General features: G+C 70.8%; 5 protein-coding genes and 1 pseudogene. 4 read left to right on the top strand and 2 right to left on the bottom strand.

The window, feature by feature from the left end; genetic code table 11:
- The first annotated feature begins 160 nt into the window (after window positions 1-160).
- The gene (locus AB0C29_RS27435; protein WP_360825763.1) at window positions 161-781 is read left to right on the top strand and encodes a methyl-accepting chemotaxis protein; all 621 of its coding nucleotides are present in this window, start codon (window positions 161-163) and stop codon (window positions 779-781) included.
- A gap of 13 nt (window positions 782-794) precedes the next feature.
- On the opposite strand, the gene AB0C29_RS27440 is transcribed toward AB0C29_RS27435, so the two are convergent.
- Window positions 795-1328, bottom strand: coding sequence for a dihydrofolate reductase family protein (locus tag AB0C29_RS27440; protein ID WP_360825751.1), 534 nt, complete (start codon window positions 1326-1328; stop codon window positions 795-797).
- 207 nt (window positions 1329-1535) lie between these two features.
- Between AB0C29_RS27440 and AB0C29_RS27445 the strand changes: the two are divergent.
- A pseudogene (locus AB0C29_RS27445) lies at window positions 1536-1913 on the top strand (crosslink repair DNA glycosylase YcaQ family protein); the annotation flags it as partial.
- A 19-nt stretch (window positions 1914-1932) separates the two neighbouring features.
- A complete protein-coding gene (locus AB0C29_RS27450; RefSeq protein ID WP_360825754.1) occupies window positions 1933-3186 on the top strand; it encodes an MFS transporter in 1254 nt (417 codons plus the stop codon).
- A 26-nt stretch (window positions 3187-3212) separates the two neighbouring features.
- Here the strand turns inward: AB0C29_RS27450 and AB0C29_RS27455 are convergent, their stop codons facing one another.
- Window positions 3213-4580, bottom strand: a complete 1368-nt coding sequence (locus AB0C29_RS27455; protein ID WP_360825757.1) for a glycosyl hydrolase family 18 protein — start codon at window positions 4578-4580, stop codon at window positions 3213-3215.
- 145 nt (window positions 4581-4725) lie between these two features.
- On the opposite strand from AB0C29_RS27455, the gene gltX reads away from it, so the two are divergent.
- Window positions 4726-6135 (top strand): glutamate--tRNA ligase, encoded by a 1410-nt coding sequence (gltX, locus tag AB0C29_RS27460; protein WP_360825760.1) that lies wholly within the window; start codon window positions 4726-4728, stop codon window positions 6133-6135.
- Window positions 6136-6565 lie beyond the last annotated feature (430 nt).

The following is a 6565-nucleotide window of genomic DNA, read 5'->3' on the forward strand; positions in this document are numbered from 1 at the left end:
AGCCGTACCGTTGCCAGTCGAGCTGGCCGGGCGCGTGCGCGTCGGTGTCGATGCTGAACAGGCAGCCCGCCTCCACCGCCACGGCCAGGCCGGCGCGGCCAGCGTGGCCGCCGAGGGCATCAGCCACGTCGTGCAGACGGTCGCGGCCGGCGCGGAGGAGATGGGCGCCTCGATCGGCGAGATCTCCAGCAACGCCCAGGACGCGGCGCGGGCCGGCCGCGACGGCGTCGGGCTGACCGAGACGGCCAGCGGCGTGATCGACGAGCTGCGGGTCTCCACCACCAAGATCGCCGACGTGGTCCGGCTGATCGCCAGCATCGCCGAGCAGACCAACCTGCTCGCGCTGAACGCCACCATCGAGGCGGCCCGGGCCGGCGACCTCGGCAAGGGCTTCGCGGTGGTGGCCGGCGAGGTCAAGGAACTGGCCCAGGAGACCGCCCGGGCGACCGACGACGTGACGGCCCGGGTCGCCGCGATCGAGGGGGACACCGCCCGCGCGGTCGAGGCGATCAACGCCATCACGGCCACCATCGCCCAGGTCAACGACTACCAGACGGCGATCGCCGCGGCGGTGGAGGAGCAGGCCGCGACGACCGCGGAGATGGCCCGCAACATCAGCGAGGTGGCCACCGGCAGCCAGGACATCGCGGTGGGCATCACCGCGGTCAGCGGCGCGGTGGACAGCACCCGGTCGGCGGTGGCGGTGTCCCACCAGGCGGCCGACGAGCTGAACGCGACCGCCCGGCGGCTGACCGGACTGGTGGGACGGTTCACCGTCTGAGCGCGGGCAGCGGTCAGGCCGGCAGGTAGGTGAGCACCTCGACGCCGGTCGTGGTGGTGAACGTGCTGCTCAGCTTCAGTGCGACCTTGGTGCCCTCGTCCCACAGCTTGCGGCCCTCGCCGACCACCACCGGGTAGACCATGATCCGGTACTCGTCGATGAGGTTGTGCCGGGTCAGCAGGTTGACCAGCGAGGCGCTGCCGTTGATCAGCAGCGAGCCGGAGCCGGTCTTGAGCTTGGTGACCGCTTCGACCACGTCGCCCTGGAGGAACTCTGCGTTCCACTCGGGCTCGGTGAGCGTGGTGGTGGCGACGTACTTGGGCATGCCGTTCATCTTCTTGCCGAAGTCGCCGGTCGCCTCCTCCATCTGCGGCCAGGCGGCCTTGAAGCCCTCGTACGTCCGCCGGCCCAGCAGCAGCGCGTCGGCCTCCATGAGGTTGCTGCTCTGCCAGGCGCCGAGCTCGTCGTTGAAGTAGGGCCCGCTCCAGGCCGGCTCCTCGAAGACGCCGTCCAGGGTCACGTACTCCACCGCGATGATCTTTCCCATGCCTGCCGGCCTCCCGTGTTGTGGCGATCGAACAGCTGAGCCTGCCTCAGCCGGTCCCGCCGCGCCACCTCAACATGCGACGCTGCAGCGCGTGAAACTCGACGAGATCCTGCGGCGCCGGATCGAGCGGCACCACCTCGGCAGCACCAAAGCCCCCGACGTGGTCGCGGCGGCCCGGCGGGTCGGCGGCCTGCGGCCGACGCCGCCGAGTTCGCCCGCTGGTTCGACCTCAAGCCACCGCTGGCCAAGAAGTCCTTCGCCCGGCTGGCCGACCGGCTGCGGCCCGTCAGGGAAGAGGGTTTCCTGCCGGCCGACGCGCCGGACGCCGGTGGCGGGGACACGGTGCTGCTGCTGCCGGCCTTCGACCCGTACGTGGTGGGCAGCCTGCGCCGGCTCGAAACGGTGAGCAGCGGGCCGAAGTCGGCGGTTTCCCGGCCGCAGGGCTGGATCTCCCCCACGCTGGTGGTGAACGGCCGCATCGAGGGGGTGTGGGAGCTCGCCGGCGGCCACCAGGTCGTCACGCCGTTCGCCCCACTGTCCGCCGCGACCCGGCGGGCCCTGCCCGAGGGGTCCGTCATCCGCTGAAGCCCGCTCCGGGGGTCCGATGAGCGTCATGCAGGACGCGCCCGCCGCGCTGGCCGAGCCCGTACGGCCGGTCCACCGCTCGTGGGTCGCCCTGCTGTCCGCCGCGAACCTGGGTCTGTGGATGGCGTTCTTCACGCCGGTGCAGGTGCTGCTCCCGGAACAGATCAGCGAGCTGGGCATCGAGGGCAAGGAAGCCGCGCTGGGCTGGGTCACCGCCCTCGGCGCGCTGGTCGCGATCGTCATCAACCCGCTGGCCGGCCTGTACTCCGACCGGACCCGGCTGCGCCTCGGCGGCCGGTCGTACGGCCGCCGGCACGTCTGGACGCTGGCCGGCGCCCTGATCGCCGCCCTGTCGCTGCTGGCCCTGGCCGGTCAGCGGCACCTCGCGGGTGTGGCGCTGGGCTGGGCCGGCGCCCAGCTCGGGCTCAACATCATGCTGGCCACGCTGACCGCGGCGGTCCCGGACCGGGTCCCGGTACGTCAGCGGGGCATGGTCTCCGGCTGGATCGGCATGCCGCAGGCGCTCGGCCTGGTGCTCGGCGCGGTGCTGGTCACCGCGGTGGTCACCGGCGTCGCCGCGGGTTACCTCATGATGGCCCTGGTCCTGCTGCTGCTGGCCGTGCCGTTCGTGCTGCTCACCCCGGACGATCCGCTGCCCGCCGGGCCCACCCGGCCGCGGTCGCGGACCGGGCTGTGGCGGGTCCTGCGGGAGTATCCCGACTTCGGCTGGGCCTGGGGCACCCGGTTCCTGGTCCAGCTCGGCAACGCTCTGGGCACGCTCTACCTGCTGTATTTCCTCACCGACCGGCTCCGGCTGGCCGACCCGGACACCGGGCTGCTGATCATGATCCTGCTCTACACGGCGGGCATGGTCGCGACGGCGGTGCTCGGCGGCCGGCTCTCCGACCGGTCCGGGCGCCGCAAGATCTTCGTGGTGTGGTCCGGTGTGGTCATCGCGGTCGCGGCCCTGCTGCTGGCGATCTGGCCGACCTGGCCGGTGGCCCTGGTCGCCTCGGTGCTGCTGGGCGCGGGCTACGGCGTCTATCTGGCGGTCGACACCGCGCTGATCACCCAGGTGCTGCCGGCCGCGGTGGACCGGGCCAAGGACCTCGGGGTGATCAACATCGCGACGGCCGCGCCGCAGGTGCTCGGGCCGGCCATCGCGGCGCCGCTGGTCACCCACCTGGGCGGCTACTCCACGCTGTACGCGCTGACCGCGGCGGTCACCCTGCTCGGCGCGGTCCTGGTGGTACGGATCCGCGCGGTCCCCTGAGTCAGCGGGACCGCGCGGATCAGCTGTCACGCGGGCAGGGTCCAGCGCTGGTTCGTACCGGCGAAGCACTCCCAGATCTGCAGCCGGGTGCCGTTGGCCGAGCTGTTGTTCGACGCGTCCAGGCACTTGTTGCTGACCGGGTTGCGCAGGGTGCCGTTGCTCTGCGCCTGCCACTGCTGGGCACCGGTGCCGTTGCAGTCGTAGATCTGCACCAGCGAGCCGTTCGCGGTGCCGGCCGCCGCCACGTCCAGGCACTTGCCCAGCCCGCGCAGGGTGCCGTCGGTCGCGACGGTCCAGTTCTGCGCGGCGCTGCCGTTGCAGTCGTAGAGCTGCACGGCGGTGCCGTTGGCCGACGACGCCGCGGCGATGTCGACGCACTTGCCACCGATGCCGGTGATCCGGCCGGTGCGCCCCGAGGGCGGCGGGGTGGTCGGCGTGCCACCGCCGGTCGCCGTCGAGTAGATGGCGCTGACCAGCGAGTTGGCGCCCGTCGCGTCCTGGGAGAGCTCCCAGTTCATGATGCCGCCGGCGTTGGCCATGGCCCACTGGGTCTTGCGGCGGATCGTCGGCAGGCCGTTGTAGCACTCCTGCACGCCGCTGATCGTGGCGCAGTCCTGGTTGGCGAAGGCCGGGTTGGTGGCGACGATCTGCGCGTACGTCTTGTAGCCGGGACGGCTGTAGAACGGGATGCCCAGCACCGCCTTGCTCGCGGGCAGGCCGCGGCCCTTCCAGAAGTTGACGCTGGCGATCGACCAGTCGTAGTTGGCGTGCGGGCTGCCGCCGTCGTACGCCATGATGTTGAGCCAGTCGACCATGCCGAACACCGCCGGTTGCACGCCGTTGGCCGTGCCACCCTCGGAGACGACCGCCGCGGTGAGCAGCTTGCCCTGGCCGTGCAGGGCGGTGCTGAGCTGCTGCATCAGGGCCGTGTAGTTGTTGCCCGAGGTGCCCGGGTCGGGGTATTCCCAGTCGATGTCGATGCCGTCCAGGTTGTACTGGCCGACCAGGCCCATGACGGCGTTGACGAAGGTGGTGCGGGCGCCGGAGTTGCCGGCGAGCGCCTCGAAGGCCGAGTCGTTGCCGTCGTTCCAGCCGCCGAGGGCGAGCCCGACCTTGACGTTGTTCTGGTGTCCGAGCGAGACCAGCGACTGCAGCTTGGCCGGGTCCGGGACCCCCTGCAGGGTGCCGTTGGAGTTCGGCAGCACGAAGGCGTAGTTGATGTGGGTGAGCTTGCTGTACTGGATGCTGTTGACGCTGCCGGCCCAGGACGGCATGTAGCCGACACTCTTGAAGTTGTTGGGCAGTACGGCGGCCTCGGACGTGCCTTGCATGGCGATCGCGCTGGCGGCCACCACGGCGACCGCAGCGGCTGCGGCAGCCAGTCTTCTCTTCATCAGGGACCTCTCTGTCCGGCGTGGGGGCGCCGTCGGGGATGACATCGGGCGGCTGAAGTTTAAGAAGGTTAACTAATAGTCGTCAATATAAGACGTGATAAAAGGTCGCCGACAAGGGACTCGACAAGCGCCGTAGGCTGGTCGGGTGACAGTACGCGTACGCTTCGCCCCTTCTCCGACCGGAATGTTCCACGTCGGCGGTGCCCGCTCGGCGCTGCAGAACTGGATCTTCGCCCAGCAGCACGGTGGCGTCTTCGTCCTGCGCATCGAGGACACCGACGCCGCCCGCAACCGTCCCGAGTGGACGGAGGGCATCCTCTCGGCGCTCGACTGGATCGGCATCGAGCGCGGCTCCTACGAGGGCCCCTACTACCAGTCGACGTACGCCGCCGAGCACACCGCCGCCGCGACCCGCCTCTACGGCGAGGGTCGCGCCTACTACTGCGACTGCACCCGCGACGACGTGATCGCCCGCACCGGCAACACCCACATCGGCTACGACGGCTTCTGCCGCGACCGGGCGCTGGGCCCCGGCGAGGGACGGGCACTGCGCTTCCGCACGCCCGACGAGGGCGAGACCGTGGTCGTCGACCTGGTCCGCGGCGAGCCCACCTTCGAGAACAAACTCCTCGAGGACTTCGTCATCGCCCGCAGCGACGGCTCGGCCGTCTTCCTGCTGGCCAACGTCGTGGACGACATGACCATGGGGATCACCCACGTCATCCGGGCCGAGGAGCACCTGCCCAACACCCCGAAGCAGCAGCTGCTCTGGGAGGCGCTCGGGGTCAAGCCCCCGGTGTGGGGGCACGTGCCGGTCATCGTCAACGAGAAGCGGCAGAAGCTCTCCAAGCGGCGGGACAAGGTGGCCCTGGAGTCGTACCGCGACGAGGGCTATCTCGCCGCCGCCATGCGCAACTACCTGATGCTGCTCGGCTGGGCGCCCTCCGGCGACCGCGAGATCGTGCCGTGGTCGGTCGTCGAGGAGGAGTTCCGGCTCGAGGACGTCAGCCACTCCCCCGCGTTCTTCGACGTGAAGAAGCTGCGGGCGTTCAACGGCGACTACATCCGGGCCCTGGACGCCGAGGAGTTCGCCGCGGTGTGCGCGCCCTGGCTGGGCGGCACCGACACGATCCCGGCGCCGCCGTGGGAGCCGTCGGCCTTCGACTCCAACGTGTTCGCCGCGGTGGCCCCGCTGGCCCAGACCCGCATCGCCGTGCTCAGCGAGATCGTCGACTACGTCGACTTCCTCTTCCTGGCCGAGCCGGTCCGCGACGAGCAGTCGTGGAACAAGGCGATGAAGGAGGGTGCGGGCGACATCCTGGACGCCGCCGTCGCGGCGTTCGGCGCGCTGGAGACGTGGTCGGCCGAGCCGCTGAAGGCCGCCCTCGAGCGGGTCGGCGAGGAGCGCGGGCTCAAGCTGGGCAAGACCCAGGCACCGGTACGCGTCGCGACGACCGGCCGCACGATCGGCCTGCCGCTGTTCGAATCGCTGGAGGTGCTGGGCCGCGAGCGGACCCTGGCCCGGCTGGCGGCGGCCCGGTCCCGCCTGGCCTGAGGTTTCGTGACCATTTCGGTACGCGCGCGCTCCGATGACGGCGCGCGCGTACCTCACCAGGCAACGTCCTGGCCAGTTCAGCCCGTCAAAGGGGTATGAACGTCAGCAGCACGGGTGACCGGAACCCCCTCGGCTTGCCCTCGCTGGGTACTATTCGCCCGCTGATCAGCGGCCAAGGTCCACCGATGCAGTCGATCCCAGATAGCTCCAATTCGTCCCGTTCCGGGATGCGGCCGAGACGATCTGCGGGCAGGCTGTGAGGACTGGGCCGTGCCGGCGACGGGCCCCTTCCGGGCGCGCCGTTCCGGCCGGCGCACGCATGTCATCCACGGGGCGGGGAGGCCGGACGGTGGTTCAAGGGGTGATCGCCCGATTGCTGTCGGCGACCGGAGTGTTCGCGGCGACTGTCGCGCTGAGCGCGGGAGTCGCC

Source organism: Actinoplanes sp. NPDC048791, from assembly GCF_040650095.1.
GTDB lineage: Bacteria > Actinomycetota > Actinomycetes > Mycobacteriales > Micromonosporaceae > Actinoplanes.